The organism is Pseudomonas haemolytica (assembly GCF_009659625.1).
Lineage (GTDB): Bacteria > Pseudomonadota > Gammaproteobacteria > Pseudomonadales > Pseudomonadaceae > Aquipseudomonas > Aquipseudomonas haemolytica.
In genome coordinates, this window is the sequence record NZ_VOIW01000008.1 from 55922 (window position 1) to 75805 (window position 19884).

The following is a 19884-nucleotide window of genomic DNA, read 5'->3' on the forward strand; positions in this document are numbered from 1 at the left end:
CTGATTAAAATGCAGATCAATGTGGAAGGGGGCTTGCTCCCGATAGCAGTGTGTCAGTCAGTACATTTGATGCTGACACTCCGCTATCGGGAGCAAGCCCCCTCTCACATTGTATTGTGTTTGTCCCGTTAGACGGTTTTGGACATCCGGCCGGCCAGCAGCGCCCAGCCAAATAGCAGCACACACACAATGATCAACGGCCACGAACGCCATTGCAGGTACGGTGTGAGGTTATGCATCGGTACCACTTCGCCGTAGAGAATGCCGCGCTCGAATTGCGGTATCTGCGCGGTGATCTGCCCAAACGGGTTGATCAACCCGGTCACGCCATTGTTGGTGGCGCGGATCATCCAGCGGCCAGCCTCCAACGCACGCATCTGCGCCATTTGCAGGTGCTGCAACGGGCCAATGGAGCGGCCGAACCAGGTGTCGTTGCTGATGGTCAGCAGCAGGTCGCTCTGGGCCGACAGGCCGGCGGCGAATTCCGGGTACACCACCTCATAACAAATGAACGGCGCGATTTGATAGCCCTTGGCCTGGAGCATGGCCTGGTCTGACGGGCCGCGGGCGAAGTCCGACATCGGCAGATCGAAGAAGGCAATCAGCCCGCGAAGCATGTCCTGCAGTGGCACGTACTCGCCAAACGGCACCAGCTTTTGCTTCAGGTAAGTGCCGTCTCCTTCCCCAACCACGGTGATGCCGTTGAAGTAGCGCTTCTGGTGGTGCAGTTCCTGGCGAATCGGCACCCCGGTGATCAGCGCGGTGTTCCGGTCGGCGGCAAACTTGCCCATCATGCCCAGGTAGCCCTCGACGGACTCCTTGAGCACCGGCACCGCGGTTTCCGGCCATACCAGCAGGTCGACACGCTTGGAGCTCAGGCTCATGTCGCGGTACAGGGCCAGTTGCGCATTGAGCTGCTCGGGGTCCCACTTCATGCTTTGCTCGACGTTGCCCTGGATCGCGGCCACGCTCAGCGGCGCGCCGGAGGGCGAGGTCCAGGCGTGATGCTTGAGCGCCAGGCCGGTGGCCCAGGGCGCGACCAGCAGCACCAGGCCAGCGCCAATAAAGGCATTGCGCTTGCCCGCCAGCAGGCGGGGCAGGTTGCACAGCAGCGCTGCGGTCAGCGCCAGCGCGAAGGAGATCAGCCACATCCCGCCCAGCGGCGCGAGGCCGGTCAGCGGGCCGTCGAGTTGACTGTAACCGGAGTACAACCAGGGGAAACCGGTGAGGAACCAGCCACGAAACGCTTCCTGGCCGACCCACAACGCCGCGAAGGTCAGTGCATCTGCTAATGGCGCTTCATTGCGGCGCAGCCAGCGCGCCCACAACCAGGCGGGCAGGGCAAAGAACCAGGCAATGGCTGCGGTGAACAGCAGCATCAGGAACCCCGCCAGCAGCACCGAAGCGCCGCCGAAGTGGTGGATGCTGTAGTAGATCCAGCTGGTACCGGCACCAAACAGGCCGAAGCCGAAACACCAGCCACGGCCCAGGGCCTGGCGCGGTGTCAGCTCCCGCAGGCCGATATAGAACAAACCGACCGCTACCAGTGCCAACGGCCAGATATCGAACGGCGCCAGCGCCAGGGTAGTGATGGCGCCGGCCACCACGGCCAGCAAATTACCGGGCCAGCCGGGGCGGGTCAGACGGCGCATATCAATCCTTAGCGGGCAATAGGTGTCAGGCGAATCAAGTGAATACGGCGGCTGTCAGCATTCAGGATGCGGAAGCGATAGGCGCCAATCTCGGTCGTTTCGTTACGCTTAGGCAGATGCCCGAACGCACTCATCACCAGGCCGCCGACCGTATCGAACTCATCGTCGGAGAATTCGCTGTCGAAGAACTCGTTGAAGTTCTCGATCGGCGTCAGTGCCTTGATCAGGAAATCACCGCTGGGCAGCGGCTTGATGTAGCTGTCTTCTTCGACGTCGTGCTCGTCTTCGATGTCGCCGACGATCTGTTCCAGCACGTCCTCGATGGTCACCAGGCCCGCCACGCCGCCGTATTCGTCGATCACAATGGCCATGTGATTGTGGTTGGCGCGGAATTCGCGCAGCAGCACATTCAGGCGCTTGGATTCAGGTACGAAGGTGGCCGGACGCAGCAGGTCCTTGATGTTGAAGCTGTCACCGTTCTCCTTGAGGATCAGCGGCAGCAGGTCCTTGGCCAGCAGGACACCCATGACGTCGTCATGGCTTTCACCGATCACCGGGTAGCGCGAGTGCGCCGAGTCGATCACGGCCGGGAGGAATTCCCGTGGGGTCTGGGTCGCCTTGATGCTGATCATCTGCGAGCGCGGGACCATGATGTCCCGTACTTGCAGGTCAGCCACCTGGATGGCGCCTTCGACGATGGCCAGCGCTTCGCTGTCCAGCAACTTGTTCTGGTGGGCCTCGCGCAGCAGCTCCAGCAGCTCCTGGCGGTTTTTCGGCTCGTGGGCAAAAGCCTGGGTCAGTTTACCCAGCCATGACTTCTGCCCGTTGCTCGATCGGTCTTCGCTCATAGCGATTACTCTAAATCCTTTGATATGACAGTTGAGTGTTGATCAGTTTTCGTCGTCTGCGTATGGGTCGCGGTGACCCAGTTCTGCAAGCAACGTTCGTTCCAGTGCTTCCATTTCTTCGGCTTCGTCATCGTCTATATGGTCGTAACCCAAGAGATGCAAGCAGCCGTGGATGACTAGATGGGCCCAATGGGCCTCAAGTTCCTTGTTTTGTTCCTTCGCCTCACGCTCGACCACTTCGACGCAGATCACCAGGTCGCCCAGCAACGGGATATCCAGCAGCTCATCCGGTACGTCGGCGGGGAAGGACAGCACATTGGTCGCGTAGTCCTTCTGGCGCCAGGTGTGGTTCAGGTCGCGGCCTTCGGGCTCGTCGACCAGACGAATGGTCAGTTCCGAGTCAGCGCTGCGCTGGCGCAAGGCCAGGGTGCACCATTGACGGAACTGTTCTTCGCTGGGGGCGGGCGCGTCGGTGGCCAGCTGCAGATCTAGCTCAAGCATCGCGGCGAACGTCCTTGGCCGGTGCGTCGTCCTTATGGTCGAAACGCTCATAGGCCTCGACAATGCGCTGCACCAGTGGGTGGCGTACGACGTCCTTGGGCATGAAGTGCGTAAAGCTGATGCCCGGCACGTCCTTGAGCACCTCGATCACCTGGGCCAGCCCGGACTTGGTGCCCTTGGGCAGGTCGACCTGGGTGACGTCACCGGTGATCACGGCCGTGGAGCCGAAACCGATACGGGTGAGGAACATCTTCATCTGCTCGACGGTGGTGTTCTGGCTTTCGTCGAGGATGATGAAGCTGTTGTTCAGGGTACGGCCACGCATGTAGGCCAGCGGGGCGATCTCGATCACCTGGCGCTCGATCAGCTTGGCCACGTATTCAAAGCCGAGCATCTCGTAGAGTGCGTCGTAGAGCGGGCGCAGGTACGGGTCGATCTTCTGGGCCAGGTCGCCGGGCAGGAAGCCAAGCTTTTCGCCCGCCTCGACTGCCGGACGCACCAGCAGAATGCGCCGCACTTGCTCGCGTTCCAGGGCATCGACCGCACAGGCCACGGCCAGGTAGGTCTTGCCGGTACCGGCTGGGCCGATGCCGAAGTTGATGTCGTTGCCGAGGATTTCCTTGACGTACTTCTGCTGATTCAAGCCGCGCGGGCGAATCATGCCTTTTTTGGTACGCAGGGCCACGCTGGCTTCGGCCACCGGGTTATTGGCCAGGTCTTGCACGGCGGATTCCTGCAGGTACAGGTGCACCGTTTCCGGCGACAGCTCACTACCCTTGGTTTCGCGGTAGAGGCGGCGCAGCAGGTTTTCTGCAGACGTGGTGTGTTGGGGTTCACCAATGAGCTCGAACTGATTGCCGCGGTTGCGGATCTCGATGCTCAGGCGTTGTTCGATCAGGCGCAGGTGCTCGTCGAACTGTCCGCACAGGTTGGCGAAACGGCGAGCCTCAAACGGCTCGAGGAGAAAGCGATGGGGTTCTGCTATGGGTGCGTTCAAGGTTGCTTTTAGCCGCCCTTTGGCTGTTTAGGTGATAGAGAGGATAACGCCAGTGGCGCGGGTACGAAAGCACTTACGTCATCGGAATGTTGCATGGTTCTAATGTGGGAGGGGGCTTGCTCCCGATAGCTGAGTATCAGTCACTGCATGTGTTGGTTGACACACCGCCATCGGGGGCAAGCCCCCTCCCACATTGGAATTTGTTGATCTGCAAATTATTGCACCAACGACCCACGCAACGAGTGCGGTTGCGCGGCATCGATGTGTACATCGGCAAACTGGCCAATCAGGGTTGGAGTATTGCAGCGGAAGTTGACGATGCGATTGTTCTCGGTGCGCCCCTGCAATTCACCCGGGTCTTTCTTCGAGTAATCCGTGACCAGGATGCGCTGGATCGAACCGACCATCTGTCGGCTGATTTCGAAGCCCTGCTGGTTGAGGCGGTGTTGCAGCGCGTTCAAGCGTTCCTTTTTCAGCTCCTCCGGGGTTTCGTCCACCAGGTCCGCCGCCGGTGTGCCCGGGCGCTGGCTGTAGACGAACGAGTAGGAGAAGTCGAAACCGACGTCCTCGATCAGCTTCATGGTCTGTTGGAAGTCTTTTTCGGTTTCGCCCGGGAAACCGACGATAAAGTCCGAACTGATGCAGATGCCCGGCACGGCGGCGCGTAATTTGCGCAATTTGGATTTGTATTCCAGCGCTGTGTGGTTGCGCTTCATCGCCGACAGGATGCGGTCCGAGCCCGATTGCACCGGCAAGTGCAGGTGCTTGACCAGCTCCGGCACTTCGGCGTGGGCCTGGATCAGGCTGTCGGAGAACTCCAGCGGGTGCGAAGTGGTGTAGCGGATGCGCTCGATGCCATCGACGGCGGCGACCACGCGGATCAACTCTGCCAGGTCGGCCAGGCGCCCGTCATGGGTCAAGCCACGGTAGCCGTTGACGTTCTGGCCCAGTAGGGTCACTTCACGCACGCCGTTTTCGGCCAGGTGGATGATTTCCGACAGCACGTCGTCAAACGGGCGGCTGACCTCTTCGCCGCGGGTGTAGGGCACCACGCAGAAGGTGCAGTACTTGCTGCAGCCTTCCATTACCGACACGTAGGCGCTTGGCCCGTCGATGCGCGGCTCGGGCAAATGGTCGAATTTCTCGATTTCGGGGAACGACACGTCCACCTGGGGCAGCTTGGTGATGCGTGCGGCGTCGATCATGTCCGGCAGGCGGTGCAGGGTCTGCGGGCCGAAGACCACATCGACATACGGTGCGCGGTCGCGGATCGCGGCGCCTTCCTGGCTGGCCACGCAACCGCCGACGGCGATCACCATGTCCGGGTTGGCCAGTTTCAATTCACGCCAGCGGCCCAGCTGGGAATACACACGGTCCTGGGCCCGCTCGCGGATCGAGCAGGTATTGAGCAGGATCACGTCGGCATCTTCGGCGCGGGCGGTGACTTCCAGGGCCTGGTGTTCGCCCAGCAGGTCGACCATGCGCGAGCTGTCGTACTCGTTCATCTGGCAACCGTGGGTTTCGATATAAAGCTTCTTGGCCATGGGAATCGTCAACTGGTGGTAAAGAACCGCGCATTATAGGGGTCATGCCCATCGGTTCCTAGCGCTGTGCATCGGGTGCCATGCTATAGTTCGCGCCCTCTTTTATATCCCCATGTGTTCCCCGCCCACCATGACCAAACGTGAAGCTCCAATCTACAAGGTGATTTTCCTCAACCAGGGCCAGGTGTTCGAAATGTACGCCAAGCAGATCTATCAAAGTGATCTGTGGGGCTTCCTGGAAGTGGAAGAATTCGTCTTTGGGGAGCGCACCCAGTTGGTTGTCGACCCGGGCGAAGAAAAGCTCAAGGCTCAGTTTGAAGGCGTGGTGCGCAGCTTTGTGCCCATGCATTCGATTGTGCGCATCGATGAAGTCGAGCGCCTGGGCACGCCAAAGATCAGCGAGGCACGGGGCACGAGCAATGTCATGCCGTTTCCGATGCCGATGCCTGAGAAGTAGGGCGTTAGACCGAGGTGTGCCCATCGCAGGGTTCAGCTGAAATCAGGGCAAGGGTGAGAACGGCGATCGCCCATCGGCACTCTGCAATTCCTGCAGGTAATTGCGGAAAATCTGCCCCAGCACCTGGGTAGCCACTTCAAGCTCATCGCGTTGCATGTGCTCGGCGACTTCGTCGGCGGTGTCCAGTGCGTCTTCGGCGCCGTTGACCGCGGCCATTTTCAGCACGATGTACGCCTGGACGTTATTGGCCGGCACGCCTTCGCCGCGAAAGAACATATTGCCCAGCTGGAATTGCGCCTGGGCATGGCCCTGCAACGAGGCTTTCTCGAAGTAGCTCAACGCTTTGTTGAGGTCGAGGGCGGGGTTCTTGCTGTCATGGTAGTACTCGCCCAACTCGTATTGCGCCTGCGCATCCCCATCGTCGGCCTGTTTCTGGCACGCGCTCAGGGCTTCGGCCTGGCTGTCTGGCTGGGTATTGAGGGTGCAACGACCCATCGCTGGGATTAACAACGAGTTGCCGCCTGCCTGGGCATGTGCCAGCAGCGGCTGAAGGAGCAACAGGCAGCCCAGAACCAGGGTGCGGCCGGTGCGTTTCATGGGAATCGACTTACCTCTGACGGGGCACGCGGACCCTCGGGGAGTCCAATAAGCGCGCATTATGAAATAAGCAGGCCTCTGCTTACAAAGTCTTTACTCGTTTTTCTGCTGCTTGGGCAAGTTATCTGCCGGTTTGCAGGACAATTCTCGAAAAATCCAGGAAATCTCTGTAAGCAAAGTAGCAAATCTGACGCTGCCCGGGGCAGCGTCAGAGGTTGCCGTCACTTATTTCAGGGCGGCGAAGGCGCGTTCAGCGGCATCGAGGGTCAGTTTCAGCTCAGCATCGCCATGGGCGATCGAAGTAAAGCCGGCCTCGAAGGCGCTCGGTGCCAGGTACACGCCGCCTTCCAGCATCAGGTGGAAGAAGCGCTTGAACAGGTCGGCATCGCTACCCATCACGTCATCAAAGGTGACGATATCGTCGGCGCCACTGAAGTACAGGCCGAACATACCGCCGGCCTGGGTGGTGACAAACGGGATACCGGCGGCGTCGGCGCGTTGTTGCAGGCCGTCGAGCAGGCGGGTGGTGTAGTCGGTCAGCTCGGCGTGGAAGCCCGGGCGGCTGATCAGGCGCAGAGTGGTCAGGCCGGCGGCCATTGCCAGCGGGTTACCTGACAAGGTGCCAGCCTGGTACACCGGGCCCAGCGGCGCGATGTGCTGCATGATTTCGCGCTTGCCGCCAAAGCAGCCCACCGGCATGCCGCCGCCAATGATCTTGCCGAAGGTGCTCAGGTCCGGCGTGACGCCGTAGTAAGCCTGGGCGCCACCGAGGGCAACGCGGAAACCGGTCATCACTTCGTCAAAAATCAGCACCACGCCGTGCTTGTCGCACTGCTCGCGCAGGCCTTCGAGGAAGCCCGGGGCCGGCGGTACGCAGTTCATGTTGCCGGCCACCGGCTCGACGATGATGCACGCCACGTCCTGGCCGACTTCGCTGAGCATCTGCTCGACGGCGGCAATGTCGTTGAACGGCAGCGTCAGGGTGTGTTTGGCGAAGGCCGCCGGTACGCCAGCCGAACTCGGTACACCTTGGGTCAGCAGGCCGGAACCGGCTTTCACCAGCAGGCTGTCGGAATGGCCGTGGTAGCAGCCTTCGAATTTGATGATGCTGTCGCGGCCGGTGAAACCACGGGCCAGGCGGATAGCACTCATGGTGGCCTCGGTGCCGGAGCTGACCATGCGCACCATTTCCATCGACGGCACGATGCTGCACACCAGATCGGCCATTTCGGTTTCCATGGCGGTCGGTGCGCCATAGGACAAGCCGTGTTGCAGTTGCTGGCGCACAGCCTCCAATACATCCGGATGGCTGTGGCCAAGGATCATCGGGCCCCAGGAGCCGACGTAGTCGACGTAGCGCTTGTCATCTTCGTCGGTGACGTAGGCACCCTCGGCATGCTTGAAGAACAACGGCGTGCCACCCACGCTCTTGAACGCACGCACGGGGGAGTTCACACCACCGGGGATGTGTTTCTGGGCATTGGCAAACAGGGTTTCGGAACGGGACATGATCGGGCTCTCTAAACTGAATATTTAAGAAGGTCGTTGAAGGCACGGGCGCGGCGCGTGACTTCCTGGGTGGTCTCGGCGCCGAACAGGCCGTGTACCACCGCCAGCAAGTCGGCCCCGTGGGCCACCAACGGTTCGGCGTTGTCCAGGGTGATGCCGCCGATCACGCAGATCGGCAGCTGCAGCCGCGTGCGGGCCTGGGCCAGCATTTCAACGGTGGCGGCGGGTGCACCGGGTTTGGTCGTGGAATTGAAGAAGCGGCCGAAGGCAACATAGCTGGCGCCTTCCTTGGCGGCCTGTTCGGCCAGTTCGATCTGGTCGTGGCAGGTCGAGCCGATGATCGCATGACGACCCAGCAATGAGCGGGCCGGGGTCAGTGGGCCGTCGGTCTGGCCCAGGTGTACGCCCACGCCCAGGCGCGCGGCCAGTTCAGCGTCGTCGTTGATGATCAACTGGGTCTTATAGCGTGAACATAATTTGTGCAGTTTCTCCGCTTCACGCAGGCGGCGTGCTTCGTCGCTGCTTTTGTCACGGTACTGCAACAGGGTCACGCCACCGTCCAGCGCCGCCTCGACGTAGGCGAGGAATTTGCCGGCCAGGAGTTGGCTGTCGGTGATGGCGTAAAGGCCACGTAGTTTCATCGGGCAGGTCCCTTGATGTTACGAGCAGGATGTACGAGCAGGGTATTACGAGCAGAAATCCAACGGCAGCCGGCGCGGCACAAACTGGCCCTGGCCGAGTTGTTCAGCGTCACGCAGGGTGCGCCAAGTGTAGTTGAGAGCCGATTGCACGGCGCTGGCCAAGCCCTCGCCCTGTGCGATGCGCCCGGCCAGTGCACTGGCCAAGGTGCAGCCCGAACCGTGATAACTCCCGGGCAAGCGCTGGCAGGTAAAGGTGCGGCGCGTGCCGTCGCGGCTGTACAGGCGGTTGTGCACTTCGTGCTCGTCACCATGGCCGCCGGTAATCAGCAGGTGCTTGATGTACGGCAGCAGCTTCTCGGCACATTCGTCCGCCGTGCCGTCAGGCAGTTCGGCCAGGATGCGCGCTTCAGGCAGGTTGGGCGTGGCGATCAACGACAGCGGCAGCAAGCGCTCACGCATCGCGTAGCCGACTTCGTCCTTGCCCAGGCTACCGCCGCCGCCGGCGCGCAGCACCGGGTCACAGACCACCGGCAAGTGCGGGTGCGCCTGCAGCAGTTCGACCACGGTGTCGACCATCGCGGCAGAACCGAGCATGCCCAGCTTGACCGCCGCGACCTCGGAGTCGCCGAGCACGGCATTGGCCTGGGCCATTACCCACTCGCGGTCAAGCACGCGGAAATCACTGACATTGACGGTGTTCTGCACGGTCAGGGCGGTGACGGCCGTAGCGGCATGGCAGCCCTGGGCGAGCAGGGCTTCGATATCTGCCTGCAAGCCGGCGCCACCACTGGGATCGTGGCCGGAGAGACAGAGGACAACGGGGCGAGAGCTGTAGATATTCATGGTGCGCGAGCTTACCACCAAACGCTTTTTGCGTGGCCGTCTGGCGATGGTTGAAGTGTGCGCCTGGTTACGCTGTTTTTCTGCCGGATGAAGCCTGTTGGAAATTCGCTGAAAGCGTTGATCTAGAGCCTTTCAAAAAATTATTTCAGTAGTGTCCTATGGCCTTTACTGGCTATGCTAAAGTGCATTCAAACAACTTACTGTATCGCCGGTGTACGTCTTCTCAAAAGGAATGGGGGCTTTTGACATAACCGGACAGGCCACGCTGGGGCTCTATGCGCTATTTGCTGATCTTTATATTGTGCGGGCTGCCGATGCTCGCCAGCGCCGTCGAGTTCAACCAGGACACGCGAAGCCTGCCGCTGGGCCAGGTCATGCAAGTGCTCGAAGATCCCACCGACGCCCTCACCATCGCTGATGTCAGTTCCCCCGCCTACGCCGCCCAATTCAAAACCCATGACAAAGCCACCCTCAATGCCGGCTATTCACGCTCGGTGTTCTGGCTCAAGGTCAACCTGCATTACACCGCCAAAGATCCCCGTGCACCGCGTACCTGGTTCCTTGAACTGGCTTACCCGCCGCTCAATCGTCTGGACCTGTACCAGAACGACGGCACCGGTACCTACCGGCTGACCGCCCGCACGGGCAGCGCATTGCCTTTTTCCAGCCGGGAAGTGCGCCAGAGCAACTACCTGTTCAAGCTCAACTTCGTACCTGACCAGCAACAAACGGTGTTCCTGCGTTTGCAAAGCCAAGGTTCGATCCAGGCCCCATTGACGCTGTGGGCGGGCACTGCGTACCTGGAAGAACAGCCGCTGCGCCTGTATGTGCTTGGGGCTATTTACGGTGTGTTGTTGGGCATGTTGATCTACAACCTGTTCATTTACCTGAGCGTACGCGACACCAGCTACCTGTATTACATCCTCTATATCGCGTCGTTCGGCTTGTACCAGCTATCGGTCAATGGGGTCGCGGTGGAGTACTTCTGGCCGACCAACCCGTGGTGGGCGAATGCGGCGGTGCCGTTCCTGATCGGTTCGGCGGCCTTGTTCGGTAGCCTGTTCGCTCGCAGCTTCCTGCACACCGCGCAGCACAGTCGCTGGCTCGACCGGGTGCTGCTGGCGCTGGCGGCCTGCGGTGGGCTGGTGATGGCGCTGGCGCTGCTGACCAGCTACGCGGTGGCCCTGCGCCTGGCCACCGGGCTGGCGCTGGTATTCACCGTGACCATCTTCGTCGCCGCGATCAAGGCCTGGTACTGCGGGCAACGCATGGCGCGCTATTTCATCTTCGCCTGGACGGCGTTCCTGCTCGGAGGCGTCGTCAATACCCTGATGGTGCTGGGTTACCTGCCGAACGTGTTCCTAACCATGTATGCCAGCCAAATTGGCTCGGCCGTCGAGGTGGCGCTGCTGTCACTTGCCTTGGCTGATCGCATCAACGGCATGCGCGAGCAGCAGGCGCAGATTCTCTTCGACGCCAGCCAGAAGCTCGAAGCGCTCAACCAGCAATTGGCCCGCAGTAATCGCCTCAAGGACGAGTTCCTTGCTACGCTGACTCACGAATTGCGGACGCCGATGAACGGTGTGATTGGCTCTTTGGAGCTGATGCAGACCGTGCCTCTGGGCAATGACCTGGCGCAGTACCAGCAAACCGCCGCCGGTTCGGCACGGGACATGATGCGCATGGTCAACGGTATCCTCACCCTGACCGAGCTGCAGGCCGGGCGTCTGGTGGCCCAGCCCCAAGTGTTCAGCCTGCGTGGCACGCTTGATACCTTGCGGCAGCAGTTCGCCCCCAGCGCCCAAAGCAAAGGCCTGGAATTTTCCATCGACGTTGCGGATGAGCTGCCGGACCGAGTGATCGGCGATGCCGAAAAACTGCTCCAGTGTCTGGATTGCCTGCTGGACAATGCGTTCAAATTTACCCACGTCGGTGTAGTACGCATGCGAGTGGTCGGTGTGCCCCAAGGGGAGGGCGCATTACACCTGAGCTTTATTGTCACTGACACCGGTATCGGCTTCGCCTTTCTCGACGAGGCCACGCTGTATCAACGCTTTTTCCAACTCGATGGATCGATGACCCGTGAGTACGGAGGCCTGGGCATTGGCCTGGCGATTTGCCGGCAGTTGATCGAATTGTTGGGCGGGCGCCTGACTCATCATTCGGAGCCGCGCAAAGGCAGCCGCTTCCAGCTGGAAGTAGACGTCAGGCCAGTGCCATCGGAGCTCAAGGCTGGCGGGCAGGCGCTTCAGGCGCAACGTGCGCCCCAGGATTGCACGGTGCTGCTGGTGGACGAAAACAGCGTCGGTCAGTTGGCCGTGCGTGGCATGCTTCTTAAACTCGGTTACCGGGTCAAAGCCGTGGATAACGGCCCGGCGGCACTGGCCCAGTTGCAAGGAAATAGCTTCGATGCCGTGCTGCTGGATGTGCCTGAAGGCGGTTTCTCGTTGTGCTGTCAGATTCGCGCTTTGCCTGGGTGTGGTGAGTTACCGGTTATCGCCCTGAGCACCTCACCCAATGGGCCGGAACGCGAACGCTGCCATGGCATCGGCATGACCGACCGCCTGGCCAAACCCGTGCGTTTCGACGCCTTGCAGGCAGTGCTGGAGCGCCGTTTGCTGTGCTCGGCAGAGGGCGAAAGCGCCGAACATTCGGCGGGTATGCCACTTTTTTAAGGCCGGGGACGGTGCTTAACTGAGTTTCAGGCCATCATTTCACGCGGCCTTTTTTCAGGAGGCCCGTCATGAACCTGCACCCGTTTGCCGAAACCCACGACGTCACCAACCAGCCACCGTCCCTGGACGGCACTAACCTGTATCGCATCGATCTGCCCCTGCAGGAATGGTCGCGCCGCTTCGGCGCTGGCTGGGCCGAATCGCGTATTGATGCCTACGGCGCGCTGGCGGGTGGGCCACTGATGGAAGCCGGGTTCCTGGCGAACCAGAACAAGCCAGTGTTCAGCAGCCATGATCGTTATGGCCATCGCATCGACCTGGTGGAGTTTCACCCGGCCTATCACGAGCTGATGCGCACCGCCGTCGAGCATGGCTTGCCATCGCTGCCGTGGGCTCATTCGCAGTCCGGTGCCCATGTGGCGCGTGCGGCGATGACCTACCTGCACAGCCAGGCCGAAGCCGGCACCGGTTGCCCGCTGACCATGACCTTCGCCTGCGTCCCGGCCCTGCGCTTGCAACCGGACCTGGCGGACCTCTGGCTGCCGAAAATCCTCAATACCCAATATGACCCACGCAACGTCGGCATCGCCCACAAGGCCGGCGCCACCATTGGCATGGCCATGACCGAGAAGCAGGGCGGCACCGACGTGCGTGCCAACACCACCCGCGCTTATCCCGTTGGCGCGGGCGGCCCCGGCCAGGCCTATGAACTGGTGGGCCACAAGTGGTTCTGCTCGGCGCCGATGTGCGATGGCTTCCTGACCCTGGCCCAGACCGACAAGGGCCTGACCTGTTTCCTGCTGCCCCGGCACCGCCCGGATGACACGCGCAACGAGTTCTATATCCAGCGTTTGAAGAACAAACTCGGCAACTGTTCCAACGCCTCCAGCGAAGTGGAGTTTCGCGGCGCCCTGGCCTGGATGGTCGGCGAAGAGGGCCGCGGTGTACCGACCATTATCGAAATGGTCGCCATGACCCGTTTCGATTGCATGGTCGGCTCCAGCGCTTTGATGCGCCAGGCGCTGACCCAGGCCAGCCATCACTGCGCCCACCGCTTGGTCGGTGGCCGCGTGCTCAGCGAACAGCCGCTGATGCAAAATGTCTTGGCCGACCTGGCCCTGGAAAGCGAAGCGGCCCTGGCCTTGAGCCTGCGTATGGGCCGCGCCCTGGATCATCTTGACGATGAACAGGAGGCCAAGTTCGCCCGGCTGGTCACGGCGGTGGGCAAGTATTGGATCTGCAAGCGTGCACCCGCGATGATCAACGAAGCTGCCGAATGCATGGGCGGTGCCGGGTATGTGGAGGACAGCATCCTGCCGCGCCTTTACCGTGAGGCGCCGGTGAACTCGACGTGGGAAGGTTCCGGTAACGTGCAATGCCTGGACGTGCTGCGCGCGCTGTCAAAAGAACCGGGCGTGCTGGAGACGCTGTTTGTCGAGCTGGGCGATGGGCACGGCGACAAGCAGTTGGCGCGGCATATCGAACAATTGAAGTCGGCGTTTATGGACACCCAGGATATTCAGTACCGGGCACGGCAACTGACCGAGGATATCGCCGTGGCATTGCAGGCCAAGTTGTTACTGGAAGCGGGGAATGCGGCGGTCAGTGATGGGTTTATCGCCAGCCGGTTGGGTGAATCGTCCGGTCGGGTGTATGGCACCTTGCCGCGTGGGGTGGATGTAGAAGCCATAGTCGCGCGCTCAACCCCGCCATCTCGCTGAATAAACACGGTCAACTGTGGGAGGGGGCTTGCTCCCGATAGCGGTGTGCCAGTCACTGAATCCTTGGCTGACACACTGCTATCGGGAGCAAGCCCCCTCCCACATTTTAAGGTGCATTCCAATCCTGTTGTTTCGGTGAGGCCGGGATACAGGCAAGATAAAGGCCTGCAAGTCAGAACACAGGATGCTTACCGTGACCGAAGCTTTTGTTGTCGTTCAAACCGCCGAAGAAGCCGTGGACCGGCTGGCGGCCCTGCATGAGCGTGCTACCGGCGCACTCAATCAAGCCCTCAAGCAATACCTCAAGGACCGCGTCGAGCCCGACGCTGAGCAACGCGCACTGTTTCGCTACCCGGAACTGCGCCTGACCTACCACTGCCACGGTGAAGTCCCACAGACCACCCGGGCGTATGCCAAGGTGCAACTGCCGGGCACCTACAGCGTCACCGTGACTCATCCGGCCGCGTTCCGTAAGTACCTGCTCGAGCAACTGGTGCCGTTGATGCACGACTTCACCGTGACGGTGGAAGTGGGCGTCAGCCAGCAGAACATCCCATACCCCTACGTGGTGGAGCAGGGCGACGAACTGGCTGGCTCCGGCGTAACCGCCGCGACCCTGGCCCGTGTCTTCCCCAGTACCGACCTGTCCGCCGCCACCGATGGCATTGCCGACGGCCTCTACGATTGGGAAAACACCGACCCGCTGCCCCTGGCGCTGTTCGACGCGGCCCGCGTGGACTTTTCCCTGCGCCGCCTGGTGCACTACACCGGCAGCGACTGGCGCCATGTGCAGCCGTGGATCCTGCTGACCAACTACCACCGCTATGTTGACCAGTTCATCGTGCATGGCCTGGAGCAACTGCGCAGCGACCCGCGTTTTATCCGCATGGTATTGCCAGGCAACGTGGTGATCGACAAGAGCATGGACCACGGCGAAGCCTCGGCGATTGCCGCAGGTGTGGTCTGGCACCGCTACCAGATGCCGGCGTATCACCTGCAAGCCACCGATGGCCACGGCGTGACCCTGGTGAATATCGGCGTCGGCCCATCCAACGCCAAGAACATCACCGACCACCTGGCCGTACTGCGCCCGCATTGCTGGCTGATGATCGGCCACTGTGGCGGCCTGCGCCAATCCCAGACCATCGGTGACTACGTACTGGCTCACGCCTATATGCGCCGTGACGGGATTCTCGACCGCGTGGTACCGCCGAACATTCCGATCCCGGCCTTGGCCGAGGTGCAGTTGGCACTTCAGCAGGCAGCGGCGAATGTCACAGGCGAGAAAGGCGAAGAGCTTAAAAAGCGCCTGCGCACCGGCACCGTGCTGACCTACGACGACCGTAACTGGGAACTGCGCTGGGCCCAGGAGCGTCCGTTGATCAACCTGTCCCGTGCCGTGGCCGTGGACATGGAAAGCGGCACCATCGCCGCCCAGGGGTACCGTCTGCGCGTGCCCTACGGCACTTTGTTATGCGTATCCGATAAACCGTTGCACAGCGAGATCAAGCTGCCGGGTTCGGCCAACGCGTTCTATGAGCGTGCGGTCAGCCAGCACTTGAAGATCGGCATCGAGGCGGTCGACCTGTTGCGTACTGAACTCAACTCGCTGCACTCGCGCAAACTGCGCAGCTTCGACGAGCCACCGTTCCGCTAAGCGGTTGGGATGGTCATTTGGCGGTCAGGCCACTAGCATTGTCGGTCCTGACCGTTAGATGTTCCTTTTGCCATGTCCCGTCCTACCCGTCCTGATTCACGTCGCCCTGGCGTGAAACCTCCACATTCCGCTGCGCGTCGTGTCGCCAAGGCACCACCGGCCGAGCCGAAGTTGATCCTGTTCAATAAACCGTTCGATGTGCTGACCCAGTTCAGCGACGAAGGCGGGCGCGCGACCCTCAAGGACTTTATCGACATACCCGGCATCTACCCGGCGGGGCGCCTGGACCGTGACAGCGAGGGCCTGCTGCTGCTGACCAATGATGGCCAGCTACAGGCGCGCATTGCCGACCCCAAGCACAAGCTGGCGAAAACCTACTGGGTGCAGGTAGAAGGTAAGCCGACGGAAGAACAGCTGCAACGCCTGCGTGAGGGGGTGGAGCTCAATGACGGCATGACCTTGCCCGCCGAAGCTCGACAACTGGATGAGCCCGACTTATGGCCGCGCAACCCGCCGGTACGGTTTCGCAAAAGTGTGCCGACCCACTGGCTGGAACTGGTGATTCGCGAAGGGCGTAACCGCCAGGTACGGCGCATGACCGCGGCAGTGGGTCTGCCGACATTGCGCCTGGTGCGCGTGCGTATTGGTGACTGGTCGATCGACGGCCTGGATCAAGGCCAATGGAAGGCAGTGCCGGCGCGTTTATAAAGCGCCGGATTCGATCAGGCCGATCACCACGCTCTTGATGATGAACGCGGCCACGCCCAGGCCCAGCACGAAAAACAGGATGAACGAACCAAAGCGCCCGGCCTTGGATTTCTTCGCCAGGTCCCAGACGATAAAGCCCATGAAAATAATTAGGATAGTGACCAGGCCGGTCATCATCCATTCTTCAAACAGGGCGGGGTCGATGTTGTTCATGGGGCTCTTCCAGCAAGACAAGCGAGCAGTATACGGCAGCGTTACCGACGCAACATTGACCTGAGTCGAAGCATAATCCAAATGTGGGAGGGGGCTTGCTCCCTCCCACATTTGACCTTCACCGGTCTTAAGTGCGCAGGTGGGTCAGGGGCAGTTCGGTGCTGTTCAATACCTGGTTCAGCACAAAGCTGGAGCGCACGCTGGTCACGCCTTCGATGCGGGTCAGATGCCCCAGCAGCAATTTCTGGTAGTGGTCCATATCCGGCACCACCACCTTCAACTGATAGTCCGCATCCATACCCGTCACCAGGCTGCACTCCAGCACTTGCGGCAGGGTGCGAATGGCCGCTTCAAAATTCTCAAAGCGCTCCGGTGTGTGACGGTCCATGCCGATCAGCACATAGGCAGTAAGGCTCAGGCCAAGCATCTTGCGATCCAGCAAGGCAACCTGGCGCGCAATGTAGCCGTCGTCCTCCAACTGCTTGACCCGGCGTGAGCAGGGCGAAGGCGACAGGCCGATACGCTCGGCCAGCTCCTGATTGGAGATCCTCGCGTCGCGCTGCAATTCCGCCAGAATACTCAGGTCGTATCGGTCAAGCTTGCTCATTGGGTTGGCCTTTGTCGTAACTATTGCGGTGAATTATCCATGAAGGGTTAAAAATTGCGCAAGCACTGTTTATTGACGCAATCTTCGCAATCATCTGCCTGGCCGGCACGCCTATGATTACCAACAGAATCACCGCTTGGACAACAGTCCACAGCAGCGCGCCCAATCAGGCCCGCTGCGGCCGCCGCCCCAGCAGGGTTGAGCCGGCCTCCAGGCTGCACACTGTCCACAAGACGGCGTGAGGTGAGCCAACGTCAAAAGCGTTGAGCATGGACGAAGTTCTCAAGGGGTGGCCGACGGGTCACCCCTTTTCTTTGCGCGCGTCTTTTGCCTTCAGAAAATAGTCTTCACTGCTGATAACCTGCTCGAGAACCGGGTGAGGCTTTTCCAGTCTCATGTGTAGGCCCTAATCCGCAGTGAGGAATAGCATGAAGCGCATCTGGCGTATGGCAGGTGTTGGTTTGCTGGTGGTCAGCGTCGGCACGCAGGTAATGGCAGACGAGCGCGATAACTCACCGGGCCAGGGGCAACGGTCTGAAAACAATCAGCCACGCCCACAAAACCCGCATGGTGATCGCGGTGGTCAGCACGAGGGTGGCCAATGGCAAGGTCGCCCTCAAAGTAATGAGCCAGGACGACCGGCACCGCAACCCTCCAATAATCTACCTATCCAGAGCCGACCCGATACCGTGCGTCAGACCCAGGAGCCGCGCCAGGGTTACTACCGTGATATCCCTCGACGTAACGATGACAATCGGCATTGGGAGGCTGGTGGCCCCGGTTCGCGTCCGGGTAATGATCGTCCCGGTGATAACCGCTGGCCAGGCCGCCCGGACGGGCACGGCAACGGCTGGGGCCCCGGCCCGCAGCATCGCCCCGGCTATGTGGTGGATCGCTTCCCCGATCGTAATTACCGCGTGCCGTACCGTGGCCAGGACTACTTTTTCTCCGGCGGCTATTGGTATCGCCCTCAAGGCCCCCGCTACGTGGTAGTGACGCCGCCGTATGGCATCCGCGTGCATTACCTGCCGGACTACGCACGGGAAGTGTGGGTCGGTGGTTCGCTGTTGTTCCTCGCTGCTGGCGCCTACTACGCCTATGAGCAAAGCACCCAGCAATACGTAGTGGTACAACCGCCGACGCAGGTGCCATCACCCCAGCCGGCGCCTCAAGGCAATGGCTATGACGTAGTGGCTTATCCTGCCAATGGCCAATCCCAAGCCCAGGTGCAGCAGGACGGTTATGACTGTTATCGCTGGGCGGTGCAGCAAAGTGGCTTTGACCCGCGCACGGTCACCTACGCCCCTGACCCGGCGGTAGTGCAAACCTACCGCCAGGCCCAGGGCAACTGCCTGGGCAGTCGTGGGTATCAGGTGCAGTACTAGGTCTTGTTGCCGGTGACCACTTCCCGCGGGTCGGCATGCACCAGCACTTCGGCGCGTGGGTAAGCCTGGTGAATGGCGTCGGCGGCCTGGTCGCTGATGCCGTGGGCCACCGACAAGGTCAATTCCCCCGGCAGCTCCAAGTGCAACTGCACAAACCAGTGGCTGCCGGAAATGCGTGTGCGCAAGTCATGGGCGCCCAGCACCCCAGGTACGCCACGGGCCAGTTCCAGCATGTGCTGGCTGACATCTGGCGGTAACTCTTCATCCATCAACACCGCGAAGCTCTCCCGGGCGATCTGGATCGCGCTCCACAGAATGTAGACGGCGATGCCCAGGCCAAACCAGGCATCGACCTGATGAAAGCCAAAGCCTGCCAGCACCAGCGCAATCAGGATGCTGCCATTGAGCAGCAAGTCCGAGCGGTAGTGCAGCGAGTCAGCGCGTACCGCGTTCGAGCCGGTCTCCCGCACCACGCGGTGTTGCAACATCAGCAGGGCCACGGTCAGCGCCAGGGATAAAATAATCACGCCAATACTCAGCCACGGCGCGCCCACGGGCTCCGGATGTTTGAGCCGCTCAAACGCCTGGAGCGCAATCAGCACCGCACTGCCGCCGATAAACAACGCTTGCGCCATACCTGCCAGCGATTCCGCCTTGCCGTGCCCATAACGGTGATCGTCATCGGCGGGGCGCAGGGCGTAGTGCACCGCCAGCAGGTTCAACAGCGAGGTCACGCCATCGAGCAGCGAGTCGGTCAACCCGGCGAGCATGCTCACCGAGCCGCTGAGCCACCAGGCAATGGCCTTGGTGACAATCAGCACACAGGCCACGCCCACCGAGGCGCGGGTGGCCAGGCGCAGGAGCCTGGCGTGTTCGGGGCTGCTGGTCATGAGCAGTCCTTAAGCGGCTGGCTGCAGGCCCAGGGCCGCCAGTTGATGCACGCTGCCCTTGAACTGGATCAGGCGTGGGTCATCCAGCGGCAGGGCGCGACCGGTTTCCTTCTGGATGATGCTTTGCAGCTTGGCATTGTCGACCTTGCCGTCGGCACCGATGGCTTCGTGGAGTTTCTCCGGGGCGACCTGGGCGGTCTTGCCCGGTTCGAAGTAAATCGCACCGGTGGCGAAGTCGACGCCGAACGCGATCAGGCCGGGGATCACGTAGAACAGCAAGCCGACGGCATCGAGCACGGCGATGGCCGGGTCGATCTTGCCGTCGATCTGACCACGGCGGTCGGGGTAGAAAATCGACCCGCAGGCGGTGAGTTGGCTCAGCAGGGTGACGGCGAGGACACCGCCGATGACACGGGAAGCGATACGCATGAAAAGTCTC

19 protein-coding genes are annotated in these 19884 nt (G+C 61.2%); 6 read left to right on the forward strand and 13 right to left on the reverse strand.

The features are described from left to right. Positions 1-128 precede the first annotated feature (128 nt). The 5 genes from lnt to miaB form a co-directional block, all read right to left on the reverse strand. On the reverse strand, positions 129-1652 hold the full coding sequence (lnt, locus tag FRT59_RS24080) for an apolipoprotein N-acyltransferase (protein ID WP_153872575.1): 1524 nt from the start codon (positions 1650-1652) through the stop codon (positions 129-131). Between the two features lie 8 nt (positions 1653-1660). After that, positions 1661-2500: a CorC family transporter gene (locus tag FRT59_RS24085; RefSeq protein ID WP_010206772.1), complete on the reverse strand. Its 840-nt coding sequence runs from the start codon at positions 2498-2500 to the stop codon at positions 1661-1663. A gap of 42 nt (positions 2501-2542) precedes the next feature. Beyond that, the gene (gene ybeY / locus FRT59_RS24090; RefSeq protein ID WP_034117748.1) at positions 2543-3001 is read right to left on the reverse strand and encodes an rRNA maturation RNase YbeY; all 459 of its coding nucleotides are present in this window, start codon (positions 2999-3001) and stop codon (positions 2543-2545) included. After that, positions 2994-3998, reverse strand: a complete 1005-nt coding sequence (locus tag FRT59_RS24095; RefSeq protein WP_034117749.1) for a PhoH family protein — start codon at positions 3996-3998, stop codon at positions 2994-2996. Before FRT59_RS24095 ends, ybeY begins: the two co-directional genes overlap by 8 nt. Before the next feature lie 215 nt (positions 3999-4213). Next, complete coding sequence (miaB, locus tag FRT59_RS24100) at positions 4214-5542, reverse strand: tRNA (N6-isopentenyl adenosine(37)-C2)-methylthiotransferase MiaB (RefSeq protein WP_153839455.1); 1329 nt, start codon at positions 5540-5542, stop codon at positions 4214-4216. A gap of 130 nt (positions 5543-5672) precedes the next feature. Between miaB and FRT59_RS24105 the strand changes: the two genes are divergently transcribed. Beyond that, entirely contained in the window at positions 5673-5999 is a 327-nt protein-coding gene (locus FRT59_RS24105) for a DUF1820 family protein (RefSeq protein WP_003194436.1), read from the forward strand. Between the two features lie 42 nt (positions 6000-6041). Here the strand turns inward: FRT59_RS24105 and FRT59_RS24110 are convergent, their stop codons facing one another. From FRT59_RS24110 to FRT59_RS24125, 4 genes are all read right to left on the reverse strand, one after another. Further along, entirely contained in the window at positions 6042-6596 is a 555-nt protein-coding gene (locus FRT59_RS24110; protein WP_034117751.1) for a tetratricopeptide repeat protein, read from the reverse strand. Positions 6597-6821: 225 nt separating this feature from the next. Then, positions 6822-8105 carry a glutamate-1-semialdehyde 2,1-aminomutase gene (hemL, locus tag FRT59_RS24115; protein ID WP_034117752.1) on the reverse strand — a complete coding sequence of 428 codons (1284 nt, stop codon included), beginning with the start codon at positions 8103-8105 and terminating at the stop codon, positions 6822-6824. Between the two features lie 11 nt (positions 8106-8116). Next, positions 8117-8746, reverse strand: a complete 630-nt coding sequence (gene thiE, locus FRT59_RS24120) for a thiamine phosphate synthase (RefSeq protein WP_153872576.1) — start codon at positions 8744-8746, stop codon at positions 8117-8119. Positions 8747-8791: 45 nt separating this feature from the next. Next, on the reverse strand, positions 8792-9589 hold the full coding sequence (locus tag FRT59_RS24125) for a hydroxymethylpyrimidine/phosphomethylpyrimidine kinase (RefSeq protein ID WP_153839453.1): 798 nt from the start codon (positions 9587-9589) through the stop codon (positions 8792-8794). 275 nt (positions 9590-9864) lie between these two features. On the opposite strand from FRT59_RS24125, the gene FRT59_RS24130 reads away from it, so the two are divergent. The 4 genes from FRT59_RS24130 to FRT59_RS24145 all read left to right on the forward strand — a co-directional run bounded on the left by FRT59_RS24130 (position 9865) and on the right by FRT59_RS24145 (position 16350). Continuing rightward, positions 9865-12264, forward strand: a complete 2400-nt coding sequence (locus FRT59_RS24130) for a hybrid sensor histidine kinase/response regulator (protein WP_153872577.1) — start codon at positions 9865-9867, stop codon at positions 12262-12264. A gap of 68 nt (positions 12265-12332) precedes the next feature. Then, on the forward strand, positions 12333-13985 hold the full coding sequence (locus FRT59_RS24135) for an acyl-CoA dehydrogenase family protein (RefSeq protein ID WP_153872578.1): 1653 nt from the start codon (positions 12333-12335) through the stop codon (positions 13983-13985). Between the two features lie 184 nt (positions 13986-14169). Further along, positions 14170-15642, forward strand: a complete 1473-nt coding sequence (gene amn / locus FRT59_RS24140) for an AMP nucleosidase (protein WP_153872579.1) — start codon at positions 14170-14172, stop codon at positions 15640-15642. A 72-nt stretch (positions 15643-15714) separates the two neighbouring features. Then, a complete protein-coding gene (locus tag FRT59_RS24145; protein ID WP_153872580.1) occupies positions 15715-16350 on the forward strand; it encodes a pseudouridine synthase in 636 nt (211 codons plus the stop codon). On the opposite strand, the gene FRT59_RS24150 is transcribed toward FRT59_RS24145, so the two are convergent. Then, entirely contained in the window at positions 16345-16554 is a 210-nt protein-coding gene (locus tag FRT59_RS24150; protein WP_025999909.1) for a DUF2788 domain-containing protein, read from the reverse strand. The genes FRT59_RS24145 and FRT59_RS24150 overlap by 6 nt on opposite strands. Before the next feature lie 136 nt (positions 16555-16690). Beyond that, positions 16691-17170, reverse strand: coding sequence for an Lrp/AsnC family transcriptional regulator (locus FRT59_RS24155; protein WP_003194418.1), 480 nt, complete (start codon positions 17168-17170; stop codon positions 16691-16693). Between the two features lie 428 nt (positions 17171-17598). Here FRT59_RS24155 and FRT59_RS24160 point away from each other — a divergent pair, with 428 nt between their 5' ends. Continuing rightward, positions 17599-18555, forward strand: coding sequence for a DUF6515 family protein (locus tag FRT59_RS24160; protein ID WP_034117759.1), 957 nt, complete (start codon positions 17599-17601; stop codon positions 18553-18555). Here the strand turns inward: FRT59_RS24160 and FRT59_RS24165 are convergent. Both FRT59_RS24165 and FRT59_RS24170 read right to left on the reverse strand, forming a co-directional pair. Continuing rightward, a complete protein-coding gene (locus FRT59_RS24165) occupies positions 18552-19445 on the reverse strand; it encodes a cation diffusion facilitator family transporter (protein ID WP_034117760.1) in 894 nt (297 codons plus the stop codon). The two genes, FRT59_RS24160 and FRT59_RS24165, sit on opposite strands and share 4 nt — an antisense overlap. Before the next feature lie 9 nt (positions 19446-19454). Beyond that, entirely contained in the window at positions 19455-19874 is a 420-nt protein-coding gene (locus FRT59_RS24170) for a polyribonucleotide nucleotidyltransferase (protein ID WP_153872581.1), read from the reverse strand. Between the last annotated feature and the right edge of the window lie 10 nt (positions 19875-19884).